Below are 22645 nucleotides of genomic sequence, written 5' to 3'. Positions count from 1 at the left end.
TACGAAAATCCGCACTTCGCCGCCGCGGCGGCGAAGTGCCTCATGCCGGAACAGCGCCTACAGCGACTCGTCGACGATGACGACAGGACGCCCCATCGAGCAAGCCTCGACACGCGCCTCGACGCGGTAGACGGAGCGCAGCATGTCCGCGGTGATGACCTCATGGGTCGGACCGCTCGCGAGCACCGAACCGCCGCCGATGACGATCGTGTCGTCGCAATAGCGCAGCGCATGGTTCAGATCGTGCAGCGCGATCAGCACCGCCATTCCCGATTGCGCCGACAGGCGTTTCATGAAGCCGAGCACCTCGATCTGGCGGAAGAGATCGAGCGCCGAGGTCGGCTCGTCCATCAACAGCACTTCGGGCTTACGCACCAGGGCCTGGGCAATGGAGACGAGCTGGCGCTGGCCGCCGGAGAGCTCGCCGAGGCCGCGAAAAGCGAGATCGGCGATCCGCAGTTCTGAAAGCACCCGATCGATCTCCGAGAGCTCGCTGTCCTTCACCTTCCAGCCGGAGCCCTGCTTGGCCGACAAGAGCACCGATTCATAGACTGTGAGCACGGCATTGGCGCCGGTATCCTGCGGCATGTAGCAGATGCCCTCGGTCCCCTTGGCGGTGTCGGACAGATGGACGGTTCCGGGCCCGGACGTCAGGCTTGCTATGCGCTTGAACAGCGTCGACTTGCCGGCCGCATTCGGACCGATCACCGCCGTCAGGCCGCCGCCTCTGAGCACGCCGGTATTGACGTCGGACAGCACGGTTCGCCGGCCATAGGTCGCGCCGACTTTTTCCAGCGTCAGGCTTACCATGCGCGCCTCCTATTGGTGAAAATCAGCACGAAGAAGAAGGGCACCCCGACGAGTGCGGTGATGACGCCGATCGGCAGCACGGCACCCGGGATCAGCATCTTGCTGACGACGGAGGTGACCGAGAGCAAGAGTGCCCCGCACAAAACCGAGGCGGGAAGGAAGAAGCGCTGATCTTCTCCGACCAGCATCCGGGCGATGTGCGGCGCGACGAGGCCGACGAAGCCGATCGTGCCGACGAAGGAAACCGGAATCGCCGCAAGCAGGCTCACCGTCATCATCGCTTCGAGCCTTAGCCGGCGAACATTGATGCCGAAACTCGCCGCCTTGTCGTCGCCGAGCCGAAGCGCCGTCAGCGCCCAGGCGTGCCGTGCGAAGAGCGGCAGAGCGAAAAGCAGCACGGCACCGGTGATCCAGACCTTCGGCCAGGTTGCCTTGGTGAGGCTGCCCATCGTCCAGAACACGACAGCGGCCAGCGCCTGTTCGGAGGCGAGATATTCGAGCAGCGACAACGCGGCATTGAAGGTGAAGACGAGCGCGATGCCGAGCAGCACGATCGTTTCCACCGTGACGCCGCGCATGGTGGAGGCGAAATGGATGAAGAGTGCTGCCAGCATCGCCATCAGGAAGGCGTTGATCGGCACCATGTATTGAACCGCGACCGGAAAGACCGCGACGCCGGCAACGAGGCCGAGGGCCGCGCCAAACCCGGCAGCGGCGGAAATGCCGAGCGTGAACGGACTTGCGAGCGGATTGGCGAGGATCGTCTGCATCTGCGCGCCCGCGACCGACAGCGAGGCGCCCACCGTCACCGCCATCAGCGCGATCGGCATGCGGATGTCCCAGATGACCACGCGAAGCTGGTCGCTCACCGTGTCAGGCCGAAACAGCGCCGTCAGCACGTCGGCGAGCGGATAGTTTGCAGGTCCGAGGGCCATGTCGACTGCGACCGATGCAAAGAGCGCGCCGATGAGACAGAAGATCAGCACCAGACGGCGCAGAACGAGGGCGCGGTAGCGCCCTCGTCCCTCAATGCCGGAAATATGGTCGGTCATGGCAACCATCATTCACCCCCTGTCGCAAGCGAGATGAAGTAACCCGGGCGATAGATCACCGGCAGGAACTTCTCATGAAACTCGCGGAAGGTCCGATCCGGATCGATGTCGGCGAAAAGTTCCGGGTGGAACCACTTGGCGAATTGCTGGATCGGCACGAACTCGTAGGGCGCACCATAGAACTGGTGCCAGACCGCATGCACGTTGCCCTCCTTCACCGCCTTCAAGCCGGGAAAGCCCGGGCGCTGCATCAGGCCGCGCAGCCGCGTCTCAGCCGCTGCTGCATCGGCACCGCGGCCGACGCTGACGAACTGGTTGAGATCGGATTCGGCCGACCAGTTGCTGCCGGTGATGATGACATGGTCCGGATCGCTGACGATGAGTTGCTCGGGATTGAGGTCCCCGAAGGTGCCCTTGATGACGTCCGAACCGATATTGTGGCCGCCGGCCTTTTCCACCATCTCGCCGAAATTGGCCGGACCGAAGGTTCGGCAGCAGGCGAATTCGCCGGTGATGCCGGGCGAGCGTTCGATGAACACTTTCGGACGCGCAACCGCCCCGGCCTTGGCCAGCCGGTCGGTCACCAGCGCGATCTGGGCGTTGCGGTATTCGATGAATTCGCGCGCCCTTGCTTCGGCGCCAAAGAGCTGGCCGAGGATTTCGACGGATTTCTCGCTGTTGGCCGCCGGATCGACGCGGAAATCAACATAGACGACGGCAATGCCGGCAGCCGCGGCCTTTTCGATGAAGCCAGATTCCTCGACTGCATCTCGCGCTTCGAGGTTCAGCGTCAACACGTCAGGCTTGAGCGCAATAGCCGCTTCGAGGCTGAAATCCCCCGTCGGGATATAGCCGAAGCGCGGCAGCTTCTCGATCTCGGGGAACCGCTCGACATAGGCGGCGTAGGAATCCGGATCCTTCTTGATGAGATCGTCGCGCCAACCAACGATCGTATCGAAGACCTGCACCCCCTTCAGCGCCGCGGCGATGTGAATCTGTCGCGCCTCGCCAAGCAGTATCCGTTTGGCGGGCAGCGCCATTTCGACCCGACGGCCGGTGACGTCGACGATTTCCGCAGCGCCGGCCGGCAGAGCCGCCAACACGACCGCCGCAATCATCGCGGACGCGATTTTCCTGAAGATCGACATTCTCATACCTTTCGATCGCGGCGCCGGCGGCCTCCCGTTCCGCTAGCCGCCGATGCAGTTACTTGCTGGTCGTCAGCGAAACGAAGTAGCCACCCTTGTAAGGAAGCGGCAGGAAACGCTCGTGCAACTCCCTGAACGTCGCCTCCGGGTCGAGATCGGCAAAGAGGTCGGGATGCAGCCACTTGGCGATCTGCTGGATCGCGACGAACTGGTAGGGGTTGTTGTAGAACTGGTGCCAGATGGCATGGACCTGGCCGTCCTTGACCGCCTGCACGCCGGTAAAGGCCGGGCGCTTGGTGAGGTTTTCGAGCTTGCGGACGGCTTCCTTTTCATCGGCACCGTAGCCGACGCCGACCCAGGCCCCCCCCGGCACATAACCCTGCCAGTTGCCGCCGGTGATGATGATCTGCTCCGGATTTGCGGCGATGATCTGCTCCGGATTGACCGTGCCGAATGTGCCGGGAATGATGTTCTTCGCCATGTTCACGCCGCCGGCGAATTCGACCATCTTGCCGAAATTCTCGTTGCCGAAGGACATGCAGCAATCCTCGGAGTAACCGCCGGCGCGCTCGACGAAGACGAGCGGCTTCTTCGGATTGGCCTTCGCCAGCACGTCGGTCACCTTGGCGATGTTCTCGGCGCGGAACGTGATGAACTCTTCGGCCTTTTCCTCCTTGCCGAGAAGCTTGCCCATCACACGCATGCTCGGCTCGGTGTTTTCCATGGGCTTTTCGCGGAAGTCGACATAGACGAGCGGGATGCCGACCTTGGCGAGCTTTTCGATGTAGCCGGCCTCTTCCGTCGCCGTCTTGGCATCGACATTCATCAGGACGACATCGGGCTTCAGCGCCACCGCCTGCTCGATGTCGAAGGTCCCGTCCTTCATGCCGCCGAAGGTCGGCAGCTTGGCGATGTCAGGGTATTTCGCGAGATAGGCGGCGTAGCTTTCAGGATCCGCCTTCGCCAGGTCGTCGCGCCAGCCGACGACGCGCTTGAGCGGCTCATCGCGGTCGAGGGCGCCGAGGAAATAGATCTGGCGCCCTTCACCGAGGATGACGTGCTCGACCGGTACATTGACCTCGACGTCGCGACCGGTGACATCTCTCAACGTCACGACATCAGCGAAGGCTGCCGTTGAAAAAAGCACGCAAAAGCCCGTGGCGGCCGCGGCCACCCTGTTGAAAAACTGCATTGTTTTCTGCTCCGCTGGGAAAATCGACGCGATCTAATGTTTCATGACTTTATTAGTCAACATTTATCTTTTAGAACGCCTCCAAACAAGGGCGAGCGGTATCGATATGAGCGATGTAACGGATCGGCAGAACTACAACCTGCGGGATGAAATCAAGGCCTACTGGTCGGAACGCGCCGCGACCTTCGATCTGTCGCCAGGACATGAGGTCTTCTCGGAGGACGAGCGCGCGGCCTGGCACAGGCTGTTTCTACGCCATCTCGGACCGGGGTCCGGCCGCAGCGCGTTGGATCTTGCAAGCGGCACCGGCGTCATTTCGCACCTGCTCGATGATCTCGGCTTCAAGGTGCAGGGCCTGGACTGGGCCGAGCCGATGCTCGAACGCGCCCGTGAAAAGGCCCGCAAGCGGGGTCGTTCCATCCGTTTTGGTCTGGGTGACGCCGAAAACACCATGGAACCCGATGACCACTACGATGTCGTCGTAAACCGGCATCTCGTCTGGACGCTCGTCGATCCGGCCGCAGCCTTCACGGAGTGGCTTCGCGTTCTCAAACCGGGCGGAACCCTGCTGATCGTCGATGGCGACTTTGTGAATACCAGCGGGCTCGAGCGGTTGTTCTCGAAGCTCAGTGCCTGGGGACAACAACTCGGCGTGTTCAAGTCGGAAACGCCGAGCGGCTCATCACAGATGATGGCGACGCATCGCAGCATCCTCTCGCGCGTTCACTTCTCTGAAGGTGCGCGCGCCGAGGCCGTCGTCGTTCTTCTGCAGAGGGCCGGATTTGTCGATATCGAGGTCGATACCGATCTTGGCGAGATCCATCGCACCCAGGCGAGGAACTGGAATGTCTTCAAAGGTCTGGCGCGGCAGTCACAGCACCGCTACGCCATTCGCGCCGCAAAACCGTAGTTGTTCCGTCAGTCCGTAGGGGCATCCGAGATCTAGCCGCCGACGCGTTCGGCGAGACGCCGCAGGCCTGGAATGTCCTTGAGCGTCAGCTTCTGCCGGCCGCCCTGGACGAGGCCCTGGCCTTCCCAGGCGCTGAGGATGCGCGAGACCGTATGCAGCGTCGTTCCCGTCATCTCGGCGATATCCTGGCGCGAGATCGGGAAATCGATGCGGATACCGCCACCATCGGGCTTGCCGGCCTGCTCGGCCAGCCGCAGCACCGTGTGGGCGACGCGGCGCTCGACCTCTTCCGTCGACATTTCGCGGATGCGGGTATGCGCCTCGTCGAGACGCTGGCCGATCGTATGCATGGCGTTGACGGCAAGGTGGGGGTTCTTCTCGACGAAAACGTTCCAGAGCTCCGTCGGCCAGGCGAGAACGAGGCTCTCGATTGCTGCCGTCGCGGTTCCCGGGTAGTCGCTGCGCTGGAGCGCACGGGCAAAGCCGAAAAGATCGCCGGGATTGACGACCCGGACGATGATCTGCTGCCCATCCTTGGTGACCTGGGTCACCTTCAGCCGACCGTGCAGCAGCAGGAAGAAGAAATCGGCTGTCGCACCTTGTTCGAACACCGCTTCGTTCTGCGGAACGCGCCGCACCGTGGCGCGCGTCAGCAGCGAATCCAGTTCCGGATCGCTCATCTTCTGGAACAGAGGGAGCGATTTGACGAGTGTGCGATCAAGTGCAGCCACTTTGGCCCTATATCCTGCCGTTTGAGTTGCCCTGATGTAGCACAGCCCAGGACCCTGCAAAAGGACCAGAGCGCCGCACGACCGGTCAGACGCACAAAGGTCGCGGCAGCACCTCGAATACCACATGTTCTTGCCCCTGGACCGGCGGCGATCCAGGGGCAAAAGCATGTATTGGATCCATGCCGGCTGAGGCGCGAGGACTTGGCGGCTCTACCGGCCGCGCCGTGTCACCCAGCGCCCTGGAGCCGGCGTTCGAAGGCATAGAGCAAGGCCGAATACCAGCGACCGTCGCGCACCAGCCGAAAGCCGAGATTATCCGGCGGTACGCCGACGGCGCAGCCGCCGCTTTTCGGGTCACGGATAAAGAAGCTCATCGACGCCCGGTGCTTGCCGTTGACGACGAAGATGCCACAGGCAGGAGACTCCTTCAGCACCTCGCCGTCTTCGCCGATGGTGACGCGGCGGTGGCAGGTCTCGGTCCATTCCCAGACATTGCCGTCCAGGTCTGCAACCCCATACTCGTTTTCGCCGAAAGCGCCCGATGGCTGCGGCATCGGGTTCTCTGCGCGCTGCCGGCTCGCTTCGCGCTCGTAGTCCGCCAGCCAGCGCAGCGCCGGATTGTCCTTGGTGCCGTCGATCCCGAGCGCATCGTCTGGAAACTTGGAACCGGCGGCAAAGGCCCACTGCTGGTCGGTCGGAAGGCGCCAGACCACACCGGTCTTCTTCGTCAACCACGCCGCATATTCAGTCGCATCGGTATAGTTGACCCCGGTCATCGGCACACCCGGCAGGCCCGCGCCATGCCCGCCTTCCGGCTGCTGGCAGGCGCCGTCGGCAACGCAGCGTTCATAGTCCTGACGCGTCACCTGGTATTTCATGATCTCGAGCGGCTCCTTAAGCGCTGCGACGACGATGGGCGCATCGACGGCAAAACCGTTCTTCAGGAAGTGTCCCTCTGCCCGATAGCTCATTTCACGCGGCGCGATCGTCACGGTCACCGGTGCCTTGACCGACAGGTCGACGCCGTCCTTGAGATCGTCGAACAGCCCCACCTTCGCCGAAAGCCCGCCGCCGATGGCGACCAGAAGAACGGCCGGCGCTGCGAGCGACAGGAGCGAAACCGCAGATTTCTTTTTGCTGGGCATGGGAGGTCTCCGGGGAAACGGCACGCGCTGGCAGGCGCGTGCCCTTGGCGTGTGGGGTCGCTGAGACCGCGGCCCCACGGTTACCTTGCTTCAGGCTACATCGACGCCGGCTTGACGACCGAAGTCATGAGGTCGTCGTTCCATTCGCCGGTGACCTTGAAGTGGCCAGCAGCACCCAGTTCGAACGCTTCGATCAGGTTGTGGTTGACATAGGCGTACACACCCGGCTGGCGGAAGGTGTAGAAGGCAGCGCCCGCGGTTCCGCCCGGAATGAGCCAGGTTTCCTGGTCGAGGTCCGGCGGATTGCGGAACTTGCCGGTTGCCCAGACATAGTCACCATGTCCGCCGATCAAGTGCGGCCGCGTATCGCGGTTGGCCTGCGAATGGACGACGAGCACGCGCTCGCCCACGGCCGCGGTCAGGGCATTGTCGCCGGTCAGCGCGCCGACCGCGCCGTTGAAGACGATGTGGGTCGGGGTCAGCGTGCGCATCGCCTTCACCGCATCTTCATAGGCTTCGCCGGGGGTCTCGTATTTCTTGTAGTTCCCCGCCTCGTCCTTCGGCACGTAGAAGTCCTGTTCGCCGACATAGTAGACCTTGTCATAGGTCAGCGGCTGGCCCTTCTCGTCCTTCAGGCCTTCACGCGGTAGCACCATGATGGCGCCGTTCATGCCCGATGTGACGTGCCAGGGCACCATGCCTTCAGGCGCGCAATGGTAGACGAAGACGCCGGGCTTGGTGGCCTTGAAGCGAAGCGTCGTCTCCTCGCCCGGGTTGACCTGGGTCAGCGCGCCACCGCCCAGAGCGCCGGTCGCGGCGTGGAAGTCGATGTTGTGCAGCAACGTGTTGGTCGCCGGGTTGATCAGCCGCAGTTCGACATAGTCGTTTTCATGCACGACCATCAGCGGGCCCGGCACCGAGCCATTGAAGGTCATCGCGTGGATCTCGGTGCCCTCACGGTCGATCACCAGCTTCTTTTCCTCGATCGTCATGGTGAATTCGACGACGCGGGGTCCGGTCTTGGCGACCTGCTCGTGGGCATGCACGAAAGGCGGCTTGACGAGATCGACCTTCACGCGCGGCAGGGTCGAGATGTCGACGGGGGCAGCACCCGCTGCCGTGGCGGCACCGGCCGCCTTAGCCTGCGCGGTATGGAGAAGCGGCGCAACCGCGCCCGCCAGGGCAGCACCGGCAAGCATAGTCCGGCGGGTCATCTGAAGTTGTTCAGTCATCTTGCTCTCCTTCGACGCACTCCAGCGGCCGGAATTGGCCTTCTGCGAAACGCGCCTGTATTCAACGAGTTAGGGTGGGCGACGCCGACTTGGGCAGCCTCACCTCCGGTCTCGACCACCGGTCCCCCAGCAGTCACAAGAAAAGTAGAACCGGAGACGAATCGCGTCTTTGTCTTGGAACAAATCCTTTCGCGGAGATCGCTTTTCTTTGCCGCCGCATGAACGCACATGGCGGAGCCGGGTAACAATACTTGCGTTTTCGCAAAGAGCGGCTCCGAAGCCATTGATAGATCAAGCCTCATCCGCAAGCACGCACGACAAGGACGATGATCATGTTGGACAGACTCATAAGACCGAAACCGAGCGGCGGCATTCCGCGCGGGCTCTCGACCACCGGCCCGGTACTCTTCTCCTACGGTTTCCGGCCGTTCTTTCTGGGCGCCACCCTTTGGGCGATCGGCGCCATGGCACTCTGGATCTCCGCATTGATTCTCGGGGTCGACCTTGCCGGCAACTACGGCGCCGCGCATTGGCACGCTCACGAAATGCTGTTCGGTTTCTCCTCCGCCGTGCTCGGCGGCTTCCTGCTGACGGCGATCCCGAACTGGACCGGCAGGCTTCCGGTTTCCGGGCGCCCGCTCGCCGCCCTCTTCGGGCTCTGGATCGTCGGTCGGGCCGCGCTGCTTTCGAGCGGTGTCATCGGTCTGCCCGTCGCCGCAGGTATCGAAGCGCTGTTCCTGCCGGTCCTCCTGCTGATCTGCGCGCGCGAGGTGATCGTCGGCCGGAAGTGGAAGGACCTGAAGGTCATCGGCGGGCTGGTGCTCCTGTCCACCGCCAACATCTGGTTCCATCTTTCGGTTCTCAGCGACCTCGACGTCGATGCCGCAGCGCGGCTGGCGATCGGCGCCTACACTATGCTGATCATGATCGTCGGCGGGCGCATCGTGCCGAGCTTCACGCGCAACTGGCTGAACAAGGTCGGGCGCACCGATTTCCCGGTGCCCTATAACCGCTTCGACACGGCGGCGATCCTGATCGGCATCGCGGCGCTTGCCGCCTGGACCTTCGCACCTGTTCACATCGTCACCGGGGCGATCGCGCTCGTCGCCTGCGCCTTCCATACGGTGCGGCTGTTCCGCTGGCGCGGACTGGCGACCTGGCCAGAAAAGCTGCTCTTCGTGCTGCACGCGGCCTATGCCTTCGTGCCGCTCGGCTTCCTCGCGATATCAGCCGGTGCGATCGAACTCCTGAGCGAATACCCGGTCATGCATGTGCTGACCGTCGGCGTCGTCGCGTCGATGATGCTCGCCGTCATGACCCGCGCCAGCCGCGGCCACACCGGCAGGCAGCTGGTCGGCTCGGCGCTCACCAACGCCTCCTATGTCGCGATCATGACCGCAGCGCTGATCCGGCCGCTGGCGGAGGTGCTGCCCGCGCACTACCAACACCTGGTCGCGCTTTCGGGTGCGTTGTGGATCGCCGCTTTCGCTCTGTTCACGCTCGAATACGGGCCGATGCTGGTGCGCGAACGCCGCTCGCCGCGCGCCTCATCCTGACGGCGCGTTTCGAACCCAAAGCAAAAGGCGCCGGATCAGCGGCGCTTTTTTTTGCAAGACCACTTTCAGAAGATGCTGCCCTTCGTGAATTCGACCGCGCCGTCAGCCATCATCTCAGGCGTCCATGGAGGCTCGTAGGTCAGGCGCACTTCGGCGTACTCGACACCCGGCACATACCAGACGCAGTTCTGAACCGCCTCCTTGAGGAAGGCCGTCGCCGGGCAGCCCTTGATCGTCGTCGTCATGGTGACGCGGGCGATCCCGCCTTCCTGAACGTCGATGTCATAGATCAGGCCGAGATCGACGACATTCTTGCCCATTTCGGGATCGATGATGATGCGCAGCGCATCGCGAATCTTCGCTTCGAGATCTAGGGTTTCAGGCGCCGACATGGGTACGCCCTCCGCCGATGCGAATGAGGATCCGGTAGGTCTCGCCGGTCGCGTCGAAATTGCCGGCCCATTTGTGCCCGCGCTTGGCGAGCTCCGGATAGAGGAACAGCGGTTCGCGCGCGAGCAAGGCGAAGAGCACTTCGCCCTCCGTCATTTTCTCGGCCGTCGCCAGAATGCGCACCATCGGCTCGGGCGGATCGAGATCGGTCAGGTCGAGCTGGCGGCTCGGATCCGGCCAGGTATCGAGATCCGTTTCGCCGGCCGAAAGCCGGATCTCGTCGACCTCTCCTTCGGGCGTGAACAAAACCTCCCAGTCGCCATTGTCGAGCGGGCGATCCTGATGCGTGAAACCGCGACCGGCCATGACGCTGAAGAGCGGAACGGGCCTGAAGGTGGCAATCAGCTTCAGCGCCTGGCCTGGCGCCAGGCTGTCGACAGCATTCATGATGGCCTGAAACGGATCGCTGCCGCCGCGCAACAGCGGTCGAACGTCGAGTTCAAAGGGATCTTGGCTCATGGGAACCTCCGTGAGGAATGGATGGCAGAAACAGGCCCGGTCGAACAAGTCCATCAGGCAATCGAAGTTCGGCCGGAACATTGATCAGTCGGCGTGTTCGCACGAACTCCATGATGAGAGCATTGATGGCAATCAATTGGCCGAAGCTCGCAAAGCGAAACAGGATCGCGCTACCGATCAGCAGGGCCAGCGTCCCGACCGCAACCGTCAGATAATAGAGCCGAAACCAGCGAAGTGCCGCGGCCTCGACGACGAGTTCCTGGACCCGCGGCGTCGGCATACGCCCAAGTGCCGGCCCATAGCATTCGAGCCAGGTCATGAACGGTACGATCTTGTAAAGCTGGGCGAGACCCATGCCGGTCAGCCAGCCGAAGGTGACGAGATAGATGACGGCGCCCGAACCGGTGTCGAGCCGGCCGGCCGCCAACAGGGCGACGAACAGCACGGTCGCGGCGATCAGGGATGCGAAGGCACCGATGCTGGCGCGACTGTTGAGCTCGATCGCCTTACGCCGGCGCTCCCGATAGATGCGCAGGATATCGCCGACATAGATCGCCACGACTGCAGCGCCGGAAGCGACGGCAAGGATGAGAAGCGGCACACGGCCGAATGCGCCCACGAGAACGACAGGGACCGCTGCGGCCAGAAGGCCGAGACAAAGCGTACCGAGCACGAAGACGAGCCGGCTGCTTGCGCGTTCCTTGTCCGGCGAAAGCATGAACATGGTCAAAAGCCGGTAGCTGACGCCCATGGTGGTGAAGCTCAACCAGCCACAAAGGCCCAGGGAGGCATGAAGCGAAAGCCCGTCGATCGTCAGGTCGATCGCGCCTTCCGCATCGATCAATCCCGAGAGCACGCCGGCATAGACGCCGCCGAGCAGCATCGTGGCGAGGAGCGCAGCGAGACCGACCGCGACAAAGCGGGCGGGAAGCGGCAGCGGGCGCGCATGCCAGAGTGTCGCCGCGAAGGCGAAGCCAGGCACTGAGAACCCGACGATCGAGAAGGCGCCTCCGAGAGGAAGCAGCGTCACCGGAAGATCGATCGTGCCCGAAAGGCTGACGAAGCCGAGCGTCAGGCTGGCGATGCCGACAATGAGCAACAGGAGTGCCGGCAGGGCAACGCTCGGAAAGGACAACGGCCGGCCGACGAGAACCGGCACGAATTGTAGCAACGCACCGGTCATCAGCAGGCTCAACCAGCCCAGGACGACGATATGGACGAGCGCCAGCGTTTCCGGCGCCTCAAGGGCCGAGACCGGGTGGCCGTAGCCGAGAACCATCATGATCTCGCCAAGGACGAGAAAGATCAGCGCGGCCGCGAAATAGGACATGGTCCAGCGGGACAGCGTGGCTGCGAACATGGCGGTTCATCCCCTAGATCACGATGGGTTTTGGCCGAGCCGATCAAAAACCAATAAACGTGATCGATTCTCGTAAGTTAGAGCGGGATGTGCGCGGAAGTCCGCACAGACTTTTCTTCATCCCGCTCTCGAGGCGCACCGAGGGGCTCAGTGCCCGCCGCAGCAGCAATCGCAGCCGGAGGATTGTTGCCGGCCGATTTCGACACGCCAGACATCAGGTCCTTGCTCGAGATATTCCCAGGTGAACTCGCCCGGATAACGCGTCTCCAACTGGTAGTGCAGCGGACGCGGATCATGATCGTTGATGATGATGAAGGCGCCGCCCTCGGCAAGCGCGTTCAACATGCCGAAGATTTTGGGATGGCGCTCCACCGGCGGGATCGTCCGCACGTCGATGAAGGGCTTGTCGGTCTCTGCAATGCTCATGGTCATCCGCTCTAGTCGCCGTCGTTGCTTGATGATCCGGGAAACGCCGGCGCGCACGCCCCGGATTTCCGCAACCTAACGACGGCCGGACCGCGACATTTTGTCGAAGCGCAAACAAATCCCGGTTTGCCCGAGACCACCCCCGTCCTTGACTTTTCGCAAAGAGTTGCCGGGCCGCGCAGCCTAGAAAGATGCATCCATCGCCACCCAGATGAGGACGAAATGTTAGCTTCCGCGCTCCTGAAATACGGTGAAATGCGCCTGCCGCGCTACACGAGTTACCCGACCGCGCCACGCTTTGCCGCATCTGTCGACGAGCAGACCTATGGCGACTGGCTGAAAGCGATCCCCGGCGGGCAGGACGTGTCGCTCTATCTGCACATCCCTTTCTGTCGATCGATGTGCTGGTATTGCGGCTGCCACACGACGATCACCAAGAAGGACGATCCGATCCTCGATTATCTCGACGTGCTCCGAGACGAGATCCGCATGGTCGCCGATACCGTCGGACGCCCCTTGCCGGTGGCGGAAGTGCACTTCGGCGGCGGTACGCCGACGATCATCGAGCCGCACGAATTCCTGGCGCTGATGACGTTGATGCGCGAACGCTTCGCTCTCACTCCGTCGACCAACGTCGCCGTCGAGATCGATCCGCGCCGGCTGACGCTCGCCATGGCCGAGGCGCTCGGCGAAGGTGGCGTGCGGCGCGCAAGCCTCGGCGTGCAGAGCTTCGATCCCGTCGTGCAGAAGGCGATCAATCGCATTCAGAGCGAGAAGCAGACGGCCGAGGCCGTCGATCATCTGCGTGGGGCGGGCATTGGCGGGATCAATTTCGACCTGATCTACGGCCTGCCGCATCAGACAATTCGCTCCTGCATCGAGACGGTCGAAGCGGCCGTGGCGATGTATCCGGAACGGTTCGCCGTCTTCGGCTACGCCCATGTGCCAAGCTTTAAGAAACACCAGCGCATGATCGACGAGAAGGCACTGCCGGACAGTAGCGCCCGCGCCGAACAGGCGATGGCGATCAGTGAGGCGCTCGTCAAGGCCGGCTACCGGCAGATCGGCCTCGATCATTTTGCCTTGCCTGATGACGATCTCGTCACCGCCCAGGCAGCCGGACGGCTTCGCCGCAACTTCCAGGGCTATACGACCGACAATTGCGAGACGCTGATCGGTTTCGGCGCCTCGGCAATCGGCCGCTCGCGCGACGGTTATGTCCAGAACGAGGTACCGCCGGGTGTTTACGCAAGCCGCATCGCCTCGGGCCGGCTCGCGACCACGAAGGGTTACCGGCTGACCGACGAGGACAGGCTGCGTGCCGTGATCATTGAACGGTTGATGTGCGATTTCAGCGCGGATATTTCCGCAATCGCCGCGACGCACGGCCGGGACTGGCAGTCGCTCATCGAAGGCAACGGCAAATTGACTGAACTGCAACAGGACGGTGTGATCGATATCGCTGATGGCGTCATCACGGTCAGGCCCGAGCACCGCTTCGTCATCCGCGCGGTGGCGGCGGCCTTCGATGCCTATATCGATGAGTCTCAGCGAGTGCACAGCAAGGCGGCGTGAAGGCATAATCGGATAGGCCCAAAGAGCCCTGGCGCCATCCAAGACCTCCCTCACTCCTGTGCTTGTCACAGGAGTCCAGTCAGCCCAAGTCCTTGGGCTGAAGAGTCTTTCGACCCGACGGCCGTCGGGTCGCACATCACCGCCACAATGGCGAGGATGACGGAGAGGGTACGCCTCTCTCGTCACACAGTCATGTGCAAGTAGCAAGGGCCCGACGGTTTCCCCAGCCACTAACGTAAATGTGGAATCGCTAAAATTGTACGGTTCCACATTTCTTAGCCATGACCGCTGACGGCCGATACTGTTGAAAAACTACGCTCAGTGTTTATCGTCGTTGCTCGCGAGGGGGAGAGCACGATTGCGAGCGATGCCGATGCTTCGAATAATCCTTCTGATTGGTGTCATATCGTCGATCATCGTAGTTGGAGGTGGATACCTGATTTTGTTCCCACCTCTTCCATTGCTACCAGAGATCGCAAGGGGGCTACCTAGTAGATTTTCCGACGGTGAGAGGGAGTTTCAAAGAAGAGTTACCGTCAAGTTCTCGGGGGCAACCACTGAAACAGAGCTTGTGACGTCCCTGGAAAAGGAAGGCTTCACGGTCGATTCTGCAGGTCGACGAGCCGTGTTTGAAAAGGCGGGGTTACCTTGCAGGCTGAGTTGGCGGATTTTCTGGGAGGCTGACGGTGGTTCAGTGTCTAACCTGAAAGCCGAGTATGGCGGAATTTGCCTTTAGACTGGTTAGGCAGTGCCGATCCCGCAATTTCTCGAGCTGGGCGATTATTCGAAGTACAGGACGTCTTCGAAGCGGATCGCGCCCTTGGCCAAGCCCAGACACATGGCTGGGGTGTTGCGGTCCTTGCCCTTGGCGATGAAGTTGAAGTAGGTGCGGAAGATCACCAGGCACTTCTCGACCATGTCCGGCGAGTAGAAGCCATTTACGTTAGTGGCTGGGGCGGTTGCCGGGCCTTTTGTTTCCTGACCGGGTCCGCCTCACCCCACCAGATTGCGATAGATCCCCGGCAATGCCGCCGGCAGGCGGGAGATGTTGCCGACCACGGCGTAGCCGTTCTGGCCGAACATGGCGGGCACATAGGACTTCGCCTCGCGGTCGACCGTGACGGCGAAGGTGTTGATGCCGCTCCGACGCGCCTCCGTGACCGCGCGGCGGCTGTCTTCAAGCGCGAAGCGTCCCTCATAATGGTCGATGTCGTTGGGCTTGCCGTCGGTCAGTACCAGGAGAAGCTTCTTGCGGTTCGGTTGCCGCCGCAGCTCGGCCGAGGCATGGCGGATGGCCGCACCGATGCGGGTGTAATAGCCGGGCTTCAGCGCGGCAATGCGCGCCTCGACCAGCGGTCCCATCGCCTCGTTGAAGGCTTTGACCGTTTCGACCCGCACCCAGTCGCGCCGTCGCGACGTGAAGGTCAGGATCGAGTGGTTGTCACCGCAAGCGGAAAGCCCGTGCGCCAGGATGAGCAGGGCGTCTTTCTCCACGTCGAGCACCCGCCGGTTGTCGGACCAGGAGTCAGTCGACAGCGACACGTCGACGAGGATCGTCACCGCCAGATCGTGCATCTGCGGCCGACTCATCAAGTGGATGCGATCGCTACCCTGGCCGCCGGCGGCGAGTTCGGTGCAGGCACGCACGACCGCGTCGAGATCGAGATCGGCGCCGTCCAGCTGGGCGCGCAGCATCTCATGCCGCGGACGCAGCACTTCGAACTGGCGTCGCACGCGGCGTATCAGGCTCTTGCTTTCATCCGTGAGTTCAGGGCGCTCTTCGTGGCCGGAGGCCGCCATCGCCAGCACGCGGCAATGGTCTTTGAGATATTGGCCTGTCCGGTAGTTCCATTCGGGATAGGTGAGCTCGGCCATCAGCGGCGTCGGATCGACCGCTTCCGGCGGCAGGTCGAGATCGAAGCGGAAGCGCGCCGAGGGCCGCCCCTTGCGCTCGCCGAGCGTCATGTCGTCGAGTTCCTGGGCAGCCTTGCTGTCGTGGTCGTCGCTGTCATCGCCGGGGCGGTCGACATTGACCATCTCGGCCATGGCCAGGATCTTCTCGAAGCGGTTAAGAATGAAGGGGCTACGCTCGCCCTTGCGGTTTTCCGGGTTTTCGCGAACGGCGACATGGCGTTCGACTTCGGTAACCGCGGCCTGAGTACCCGGCGTCGCGGCGACATCCTCGTCGCGCGTGGTCGTGGTTTCCGCCCGACCCAGCGTGTCCGGCCAGAGCGGCATCGGCAGCATCGGCAAATAGCCGGGCGGCGCGCGATGCGGGAAAATCACCGGCAGCGTCGCATCCGCCTGACCCGCAGCCTTGCGCAGGAGGCGCAGGATATGGTTTTCGAGATGTTGTTCGGTCGCCGGCAACGCGCCCCGCTGCCGCTCGGCAAGCGTCGCTTCCGCCAGGCGCCGATAGCGCCGCCGAAGTCCCGGAAACCGCTGGAACACCTCCTCGACAGTCTCCTGGGCGCGCGACACGAGCGCCAGGTCGCGGCGGAGCGGATCGGTTTCACTGACGGGGTCGACCGGCATCGTTGCCATGAAGGCAACCAGCCAGTGATAGAGATCCCGGTTGAGGTCCTTCGTCGGAAAGATATCGATCTCGCCAGGCAGCATCAGCGACGCGTGGTCGCGCGCCGGCTGCACGAGCTTCTCTTCGCCGAGCCCCATGCGCTGCCGCCACCGCAATCGATGGGTAGAGGTTCGACCACGGGCCGGCACAATCTGCACCGCCGCCTCGCCGCCATGTCCGCGAAAGGACACGCCGAGCACCGGCATCATGTCGGTGAGCTTCATCGCTTCTTCCGGATAGCGCCGCCACGTTCTGGTGTTGCCGACGAAACGGTGCCATGCCCGCCCGACGGTTTCTTCGAGCTCGAGGAAATCAAGCATGGCTCACCTCAGGCGATCAGGGAGCCGGCTACTTCGAGAAGTGCTGCGCGCACATCCGGCTCATCGGTGAGCGGCTCGATCATCGCGGCCCGCACCGCGTCCTTGACCGGCATGCCGGCATCGATCAGCGAGGCGCAGTAGACGAGCAGCCGGGTCGACACGCCTTCTTCCAGGTCATGCCCCTTGAGGGCGCGCAGCCGATGCGCGAGATTGACGAGCGGCGCCACCTGGCTTTCCAGCAATCCACTTTCCTGGGAAACGACCGCGATCTCCTGGTTCTTCGGCAGGAAATCGAATTCGATCGCCACGAAGCGCTGCCTGGTGCTGGGCTTAAGGCTCTTCAGCAGGTTCTGGTAGCCGGGATTGTAGGAGACGATCAGCATGAAGCTCGAGGGGGCTTCGAGCAGTTCGCCGGTGCGTTCGAGCGGCAACATGCGGCGATCGTCGGTCAGCGGATGCAGGACGACGGCGACATCCTTGCGAGCCTCGACGATCTCGTCGAGATAGCAAACGCCGCCGTCGCGCACGGCGCGGGTCAGGGGGCCGTCGACCCAGACGGTGTCGCCACCCTTCAGCAGATAGCGACCAGTGAGGTCAGCGGCGGCAAGATCGTCATGGCAGGACACGGTCGAAAGCGGCAGGCCGAGCTTCGCTGCCATGTGGCTGACGAAGCGAGTCTTGCCGCAACCGGTCGGTCCCTTGAGGAGCAGCGGCAACTGCCGCACCCAGGCGCTTTCGAACAGCGTGCATTCATTGCCGGCGGGACTATAGGCGGGGATATCGAGCGCCGCGCGACTGATGGCGGTTTGGACAGGGCTCATGGCAGGTCTCCATGCTGAAAATTCTTGGGGGGTGCCGGCGCGGGGAACCGCGCCGGCTGATGGGTCATTCGGCGGGCTGGACGACGCCGCTGAGTTTCTCGCTGCGCTCCCGGCCGGGCACGAGAACCGCCCAGATGAACATCAGCGCCGAGATCAGGACGACGGCACCGGAGCCGAGGCGGATCCAGTAGAACAGCGCAAGCTGATCCTGAACGTCCATGTAGCTTTCGCCGAGCACGCGCTGCAGGTGCGCCTGGAGAACGCCGGCGAAGGTGAGCGCGAAGGTCATGACCGACATGGCGGTGCACATGATCCAGAAGCTTGTGATCGACAGCCACTGGTTATAGGGGGCGCGGCCGCGGATCTCCGGGATGGCATAGGCCATGACTGCGAGGTTCAGCATCACATAGGCGCCGAAGAAGGCGAGGTGTCCGTGGGCCGCGGTCACCTGGGTACCGTGGGTGTAGTAGTTGACCGAAGACAGCGTGTGCAGGAAACCCCAGACGCCGGCACCGAAGAAGGCCATGACCGAGCAGCCGATCGACCAGAGGAGGGCGGCACGGTTCGGATGCTTGCGGCCGGCCTTCCAGGTCATCACGAAGGTGAAGATCACCATGGTGAAGAAGGGTGCGACTTCCAGCGTCGAGAACAACGAACCGATCCACTGCCAGTAACCCGGCGCACCGATCCAGTAGTAATGGTGGCCCGTGCCGAGAATGCCGGAGAAGAGCGCCAGGCCGACGATGACATAGAGCCACTTTTCGACGACTTCGCGGTCGATTCCGTTGAGCTTGATCATCAGGAAGGCGAGCACCGATGCCATGATCAGTTCCCAGACGCCTTCGACCCAGAGGTGGACGACGTACCACCAGTACATCTTATCGAGCGCGAGGTTGATCGGGTTGTAGAAGGCGAAGAGGAAGAAGATCGCGACACCCCAAAGCCCGAAGATCAGGATGTTGGTAACCGTGGTCTTGCGGCCTTTCAGCACCGTCAGCGTGATGTTGTAGAGGAACATCAGCGCGACGATGACGATGCCGACCTTGATCGCGAAGGGCTGTTCGAGGAATTCGCGACCCTCGTGGATATGCATGAGATAGCCGACGACGGCGACGGCCGCGGCGATCAGGAAGATCCAGAACTGCGCGATGGCGATCTTCGTGCTGTAGAGTTCGGTTTCCGCTTCTTCGGGCAGCAGGTAATAGGTAGCACCCATGAAGCCCATGAGCAGCCAGACGATCAGTGCGTTGGTATGGACCATGCGCACGATGTTGAAGGGCAGGAGCTCGGAGAGCGTGTTGGGCAGGACGTAGATGGTGCCGGCAAGCACGCCGAACAGCACCTGGGCGAGGAAGAGGCCGAGCGCTCCATAGAAATAGAGCATCGCGACCTTCTGGGTTTGGTATTTCATGGCGTCACACTCCAATTGCTCTATTTAGCCGGCCTCGTTCGGCGGCCAACTCTGGGTCTTGATGCGGCTCGTCCATTCCAGGAAGTCGGCGAGGTCGTTGAGTTCCTGTTCGCTGAGGTTGAACTGCGGCATCTGCCGCCGCCCTTCGATGCCGGTCGGCTGGGCGGCCATCCACGCCTTCAGCGTTTCGCGGGCGCCGTCCGGATCGGCCTCGCCGCCGAAGCGCTTCCAGACATTGCCCAGCTCGGGTGCGAAATAGGCGCCCTCGCCCAGCAATGTGTGGCAGTTGATACAGGAGTTCTTTTCCCAGACGTGTTTGCCGCGCGCGACCGAGTCGGTCAGCGTCGTTTCGTCCGTCGAGGTCGTCCGCATGTAGTAGTGGCTGTGGGCAGTCAGCCCGACGAAGATTGCGAAGAAAAAGAAGGACCCGCCGTAAAAGACGTTACGGGCCCCGGTTTTGGTGAGGCGTTCTGCCATCACGTGGTCCTTTCGATTTCAGATGGCCGCAAAGCGCGCGGCCGGCTGATCTGATCCCCTCCCCGTGTGGCGTCGGCAACAATCGGGGCGACCCCATGTCTAGGGAAATCGGCAGCGGCTTCTTTGCGTTTCGGCAAACAAGTCGGCGGGTGACCTCAGGTGAGGAGAACGGCGCTCAGCACCAGCTTCGCCGCAGCGAGCAGGACCAGTGCTGCGGGCCAGATCAGAAGACCGAGACGGAGAGCAGACGGCGCATGGCTGAGCCCCATGAAATCGAGCGCGACGACCCGGCTCTTGACGATGGCGAGCCCGAGCAGGACGGCGATGACGATCACCGTCGGCCCGGCAACCGCCATCAGCGCCATGCTCGAGATCACGATCGCGGCGAGCACGAGCCAGGTGTTGAACAATTGTTTTGGATTGCGGTCGGTCATGGAACTTACACGAGATAGACGAGCGGAAACATCACGATCCAGACGAGATCGATCACGTGCCAGAGCGTAGTGATGAGCGCGACATTGCCGGGAGCCGGCCGCCAGGCGACGATGAGCAGCACGAGGGCGCCGAAGACCACGTGCAGCAGGTGAAAGCCGGTAACGAGGAAATAGAGTTCGAAGAAGGAGCCGAATGCGGGATCTCCGGCGACACCGGCTTCCGCGCTGTATTCGAAGAGCTTGATCGCGACGAAGGCAAAGCCGAAGAGCGCGGCATTCACCAGCGCCCGCCGACGCTGCCCGAGCGAGGCCCGAGGCCTTGTCGCCAGGGCCGCCTGCCAGCCGCTGGTCAGGAGAACGAGCGTGTTGATACCGGCAAGCAGCGGATCGAGATGCGAACGAGCGACCGCAAATGCGTCCGGCTGGATGAGGCCGACAACCAGAAAGCCGACGAGCAGGATGCCGAAGGCAGCAAGTTCGCTCCAGACGAGCACCCAGAGCAGCAGGGTGTCCGTGGTGTCCTCTTCCGCCGCTGCGGCAATCGGATAACTGCGGGCATCCATGTCAGCGCCTCCGTCAGGTCTCAATGGGTTGGAGCGGGAAGCGGCCGGAAAACAGCACACGTTTTTCATCCCGCCTCAAAAACTCGAGGCTTGAGCTAGGCGCGGGCGCACACCCTGTCTTTGCGATTGAGCAAAGAAGGCGGCAGGGTGCGGGGCTATTGGCGGTGACAAAGGAGCCCTCCGATGACAGACGCACAGATCGGCCTTTCCGTCGCCACCCCCATCATCATCGTCTTCGCCCTCGTGCTCTATCGCATGGGCGTGCTGCAGCGCGGCGCGACGCTGTCGGCGATCCTCTCCTCCGTCGCGATCGCCATCGTTCTCTTTCTCGACCGCTGAGCGGCAGCGTCGCCCACGCCAACGGATGTCGGAGACCGGTGGAGCAACCTCCCTTCGTGGCGGGCGGTGCCGATTGAAGCGACCTTTCGACACTGCTAAAATTCGCTTCTTCCGCATCCAAACAGGAGCGGGTCCCGTGAGCGAAGCAGGCGCGGGGCGATACTACCATTCGCGCCGCAGACAAAGTCGGTCAGGGCTTGCCTCCTCGAGAGGACGATCACCGCTTCGAGGCGCTGAGCGGAAGAAATACCCTCTTACAAATGCGACCGTTCAAGGGGAGGATTGGAGGGATGATCGACCAATGGCTATTCAAAAGCGAGACCTACGACAACTGCAATTGCGCTATGAATTGCGGCTGCCAGTTCAACCTGCCGAGCACACACGGCTACTGTCAGTCGGCCTTCGTCGGCAACCTGGTAGAGGGCTACTACGGTGATACGCCGATCGCGGGCCTGAACTGGGCGGCAATCTACAAGTGGCCCGGAGAAATCAAGGACGGAAATGGCCGGCGCCAGATCGTTATCGACGAGCGCGCAAACCAAGCTCAACGGATCGCGCTTGAAGCGATCATCTCCGGCGACGCCGGCGAACCCTTGAGCAATCTCTTCTCCGTATTCGCGTCCACATGCTCCGAATTTTGCAAGACATTGTTCCTGTCGATTCAGCTTGAGGCGGACTTGGAGCTCAGAACCGCCAGGGTAGAGATACCCGGCGTCATGGTGAGCCGCGGCAGGCCGAAGATCAACGAGTTTACCGGCCAGCCGTTCCACATTGCGATGGCGCGTCCGAGCGGCAGTTTCGAATTTACCTACGCAGAAATCGGGCTGGGTACGACCTCGGTCACCGGGGATATGGAGATGGCCTACGAAAATTCGTGGGCGCATTTTTGTGTCCACCACTTCAATCAGGATGGTTTGGTCCGCGAGCGATCGAGGCTCACCGCATGGCTCGAGCGCATGGACCCGCGTTCGTGATGCGATAAATCCGGCAATCGTCATGCGCTCACGACCGACCGCGGGGGTCCATTGATCGCAGCCGATCAATGGAGGCCGGGACATGCAGCAATTTCAAAACTCTACGGCGACCTTTGCGCGTCTTGCAGGGCGCGGAGCGCTGTAGTCCCGAGCGGCGAAGGGTCGCGCCGCAGACTTTGAGAAATGTCAAAGATGGCCGCCTTCAGTGGGTGTAGTTGAGGCATCAATACCTAATGGAGCAGGTTCTATGCAGCAGCGATTTTCGGGACAACAGGAGCTGGGACAGGCTTACCGCGGACTTCTCGACCTATGCGACCGGCTCGAATCGCTCGCCGATTCGATCCCGCATCGTATCGACGCCGCGAGTTGCCGCATGATCATGACGGAACTGCCGGAAAAGCTCAGGCGGGTCCATGCGCTGGAGGAAATGATCCTGTTTCCCGCAGTCGAAGACCAGCGGGCTGGCGAAGATCGCGACGCCTTGATCGCGCGGCTGCGCGCCGAGCATGACCAGGACGATCGGGCCGCCATCGAACTGGTGCGCGTGCTGAGAGCAGTTCTCGACAACAGGGCATCGGTCAATTGGGACGCGATCGGCTATATGTTACGGGGGTTTTTCGAAACCGTTCGCCGCCATGTAGCAACGGAGCGCCTGCTTCTATGGCGCCACGCGTGAGTCGATCGA

General features: G+C 62.4%; 23 protein-coding genes. 6 read left to right on the top strand and 17 right to left on the bottom strand.

The annotated features are described in order from the left end of the window. Window positions 1-57: 57 nt before the first annotated feature. The 4 genes from BHMPCIPO_RS25930 to BHMPCIPO_RS25915 are packed head-to-tail and all read right to left on the bottom strand — an operon-like array spanning window position 58 to window position 4202. Entirely contained in the window at window positions 58-810 is a 753-nt protein-coding gene (locus BHMPCIPO_RS25930) for an ABC transporter ATP-binding protein (protein ID WP_173519603.1), read from the bottom strand. Further along, window positions 804-1874 carry a FecCD family ABC transporter permease gene (locus tag BHMPCIPO_RS25925; protein WP_173519602.1) on the bottom strand — a complete coding sequence of 357 codons (1071 nt, stop codon included), beginning with the start codon at window positions 1872-1874 and terminating at the stop codon, window positions 804-806. Before BHMPCIPO_RS25925 ends, BHMPCIPO_RS25930 begins: the two co-directional genes overlap by 7 nt. Continuing rightward, the gene (locus BHMPCIPO_RS25920) at window positions 1871-3010 is read right to left on the bottom strand and encodes an ABC transporter substrate-binding protein (protein ID WP_376741700.1); all 1140 of its coding nucleotides are present in this window, start codon (window positions 3008-3010) and stop codon (window positions 1871-1873) included. Before BHMPCIPO_RS25920 ends, BHMPCIPO_RS25925 begins: the two co-directional genes overlap by 4 nt. 58 nt (window positions 3011-3068) lie before the next feature. Next, complete coding sequence (locus BHMPCIPO_RS25915) at window positions 3069-4202, bottom strand: ABC transporter substrate-binding protein (protein WP_173519600.1); 1134 nt, start codon at window positions 4200-4202, stop codon at window positions 3069-3071. A 106-nt stretch (window positions 4203-4308) separates the two neighbouring features. On the opposite strand from BHMPCIPO_RS25915, the gene BHMPCIPO_RS25910 reads away from it, so the two are divergent. Beyond that, window positions 4309-5112: a class I SAM-dependent methyltransferase gene (locus BHMPCIPO_RS25910; RefSeq protein ID WP_173519599.1), complete on the top strand. Its 804-nt coding sequence runs from the start codon at window positions 4309-4311 to the stop codon at window positions 5110-5112. Between the two features lie 32 nt (window positions 5113-5144). On the opposite strand, the gene BHMPCIPO_RS25905 is transcribed toward BHMPCIPO_RS25910, so the two are convergent. The 3 genes from BHMPCIPO_RS25905 to nirK form a co-directional block, all read right to left on the bottom strand. Continuing rightward, window positions 5145-5843, bottom strand: a complete 699-nt coding sequence (locus BHMPCIPO_RS25905) for a Crp/Fnr family transcriptional regulator (RefSeq protein ID WP_247959178.1) — start codon at window positions 5841-5843, stop codon at window positions 5145-5147. Between the two features lie 227 nt (window positions 5844-6070). Then, on the bottom strand, window positions 6071-6988 hold the full coding sequence (locus tag BHMPCIPO_RS25900) for an SUMF1/EgtB/PvdO family nonheme iron enzyme (RefSeq protein WP_173519597.1): 918 nt from the start codon (window positions 6986-6988) through the stop codon (window positions 6071-6073). Window positions 6989-7083: 95 nt separating this feature from the next. Then, window positions 7084-8220 carry a copper-containing nitrite reductase gene (gene nirK, locus BHMPCIPO_RS25895; protein WP_173519596.1) on the bottom strand — a complete coding sequence of 379 codons (1137 nt, stop codon included), beginning with the start codon at window positions 8218-8220 and terminating at the stop codon, window positions 7084-7086. 332 nt (window positions 8221-8552) lie between these two features. On the opposite strand from nirK, the gene BHMPCIPO_RS25890 reads away from it, so the two are divergent. After that, on the top strand, window positions 8553-9776 hold the full coding sequence (locus BHMPCIPO_RS25890; RefSeq protein WP_246304564.1) for an NnrS family protein: 1224 nt from the start codon (window positions 8553-8555) through the stop codon (window positions 9774-9776). 65 nt (window positions 9777-9841) lie between these two features. Here the strand turns inward: BHMPCIPO_RS25890 and BHMPCIPO_RS25885 are convergent, their stop codons facing one another. The 4 genes from BHMPCIPO_RS25885 to BHMPCIPO_RS25870 form a co-directional block, all read right to left on the bottom strand. After that, window positions 9842-10168 (bottom strand): metal-sulfur cluster assembly factor, encoded by a 327-nt coding sequence (locus BHMPCIPO_RS25885; protein ID WP_173519594.1) that lies wholly within the window; start codon window positions 10166-10168, stop codon window positions 9842-9844. Further along, entirely contained in the window at window positions 10155-10685 is a 531-nt protein-coding gene (locus tag BHMPCIPO_RS25880) for a DUF2249 domain-containing protein (RefSeq protein ID WP_173519593.1), read from the bottom strand. Before BHMPCIPO_RS25880 ends, BHMPCIPO_RS25885 begins: the two co-directional genes overlap by 14 nt. Then, window positions 10666-12045, bottom strand: coding sequence for a hypothetical protein (locus tag BHMPCIPO_RS25875; protein WP_173519592.1), 1380 nt, complete (start codon window positions 12043-12045; stop codon window positions 10666-10668). Before BHMPCIPO_RS25875 ends, BHMPCIPO_RS25880 begins: the two co-directional genes overlap by 20 nt. A 147-nt stretch (window positions 12046-12192) precedes the next feature. Next, complete coding sequence (locus tag BHMPCIPO_RS25870) at window positions 12193-12471, bottom strand: DUF2249 domain-containing protein (RefSeq protein WP_376741699.1); 279 nt, start codon at window positions 12469-12471, stop codon at window positions 12193-12195. 222 nt (window positions 12472-12693) lie between these two features. Here BHMPCIPO_RS25870 and hemN point away from each other — a divergent pair, with 222 nt between their 5' ends. Next, window positions 12694-14046 carry an oxygen-independent coproporphyrinogen III oxidase gene (hemN, locus tag BHMPCIPO_RS25865; protein ID WP_173519590.1) on the top strand — a complete coding sequence of 451 codons (1353 nt, stop codon included), beginning with the start codon at window positions 12694-12696 and terminating at the stop codon, window positions 14044-14046. A gap of 993 nt (window positions 14047-15039) precedes the next feature. On the opposite strand, the gene BHMPCIPO_RS25860 is transcribed toward hemN, so the two are convergent. The 6 genes from BHMPCIPO_RS25860 to BHMPCIPO_RS25835 all read right to left on the bottom strand — a co-directional run bounded on the left by BHMPCIPO_RS25860 (window position 15040) and on the right by BHMPCIPO_RS25835 (window position 20647). After that, window positions 15040-16941: a nitric oxide reductase activation protein NorD gene (locus BHMPCIPO_RS25860; protein WP_173519589.1), complete on the bottom strand. Its 1902-nt coding sequence runs from the start codon at window positions 16939-16941 to the stop codon at window positions 15040-15042. An 8-nt stretch (window positions 16942-16949) separates the two neighbouring features. Next, the gene (locus tag BHMPCIPO_RS25855) at window positions 16950-17762 is read right to left on the bottom strand and encodes a CbbQ/NirQ/NorQ/GpvN family protein (protein WP_173519588.1); all 813 of its coding nucleotides are present in this window, start codon (window positions 17760-17762) and stop codon (window positions 16950-16952) included. A 64-nt stretch (window positions 17763-17826) separates the two neighbouring features. After that, window positions 17827-19173: a nitric-oxide reductase large subunit gene (locus BHMPCIPO_RS25850; protein ID WP_173519587.1), complete on the bottom strand. Its 1347-nt coding sequence runs from the start codon at window positions 19171-19173 to the stop codon at window positions 17827-17829. A gap of 24 nt (window positions 19174-19197) precedes the next feature. After that, window positions 19198-19650, bottom strand: coding sequence for a c-type cytochrome (locus BHMPCIPO_RS25845; RefSeq protein WP_173519586.1), 453 nt, complete (start codon window positions 19648-19650; stop codon window positions 19198-19200). Between the two features lie 155 nt (window positions 19651-19805). Then, entirely contained in the window at window positions 19806-20084 is a 279-nt protein-coding gene (locus BHMPCIPO_RS25840; RefSeq protein WP_173519585.1) for a cytochrome C oxidase subunit IV family protein, read from the bottom strand. A 5-nt stretch (window positions 20085-20089) separates the two neighbouring features. Continuing rightward, window positions 20090-20647 (bottom strand): cytochrome c oxidase subunit 3, encoded by a 558-nt coding sequence (locus tag BHMPCIPO_RS25835; protein WP_173519584.1) that lies wholly within the window; start codon window positions 20645-20647, stop codon window positions 20090-20092. Between the two features lie 183 nt (window positions 20648-20830). Between BHMPCIPO_RS25835 and BHMPCIPO_RS25830 the strand changes: the two genes are divergently transcribed. The 3 genes from BHMPCIPO_RS25830 to BHMPCIPO_RS25820 all read left to right on the top strand — a co-directional run bounded on the left by BHMPCIPO_RS25830 (window position 20831) and on the right by BHMPCIPO_RS25820 (window position 22636). Continuing rightward, entirely contained in the window at window positions 20831-20986 is a 156-nt protein-coding gene (locus BHMPCIPO_RS25830) for a hypothetical protein (protein WP_089044838.1), read from the top strand. A gap of 290 nt (window positions 20987-21276) precedes the next feature. After that, a complete protein-coding gene (locus tag BHMPCIPO_RS25825; RefSeq protein ID WP_173519583.1) occupies window positions 21277-21960 on the top strand; it encodes a DUF1326 domain-containing protein in 684 nt (227 codons plus the stop codon). Window positions 21961-22207: 247 nt separating this feature from the next. Further along, on the top strand, window positions 22208-22636 hold the full coding sequence (locus tag BHMPCIPO_RS25820) for a hemerythrin domain-containing protein (RefSeq protein ID WP_173519582.1): 429 nt from the start codon (window positions 22208-22210) through the stop codon (window positions 22634-22636). Window positions 22637-22645 lie beyond the last annotated feature (9 nt).

Source organism: Ensifer sesbaniae (genome assembly GCF_013283665.1).
Taxonomy (GTDB): domain Bacteria; phylum Pseudomonadota; class Alphaproteobacteria; order Rhizobiales; family Rhizobiaceae; genus Ensifer; species Ensifer sesbaniae.
The sequence above is the reverse complement of the archived record's forward strand: the minus strand, read 5'-3'. Positions and strand labels throughout refer to the sequence as shown.